This is a genomic window from Rhizobium pantanalense (assembly GCF_030182525.1).
Taxonomy (GTDB): domain Bacteria; phylum Pseudomonadota; class Alphaproteobacteria; order Rhizobiales; family Rhizobiaceae; genus Rhizobium.
In genome coordinates this window covers 1-361 of the sequence record NZ_JAQJCH010000067.1, presented here as the reverse complement: position 1 = coordinate 361, position 361 = coordinate 1, and the positions used below count along the sequence as shown (strand labels likewise).

The window sequence follows — 361 nt, the reverse complement described above, 5'->3', positions numbered from 1 at the left end:
GCACAGGCGATGAAGGACGTGATACGCTGCGAAAAGCCGTGGGGAGCTGCGAATAAGCTTTGATCCATGGATCTCCGAATGGGGCAACCCACCTTAAATGCTTAGAAAATCTGAATTGTTGACTGGTATATCTCTTCCGTCGAACTTTCGAGGGACGAGGGATCGAAGCCCATTTTGGCTTCGCAAGGCCAAGGGCCGTCGCCGCTGATGCGGCGTAGGTTCGGCAGCCTGGTGGCTGGTTGGACACTTCAGGTTTCTAAGCATTGTAACAAGGTATCTTCACCTGAATAAAATAGGGTGTAAGAAGCGAACGCAGGGAACTGAAACATCTAAGTACCTGCAGGAAAGGACATCAACCGAG

1 rRNA gene is annotated in these 361 nt (G+C 51.0%); it reads left to right on the top strand.

The features are described from left to right. Positions 1-4: 4 nt before the first annotated feature. Positions 5-361 (top strand): 23S ribosomal RNA (locus tag PH558_RS34160); the annotation flags it as partial.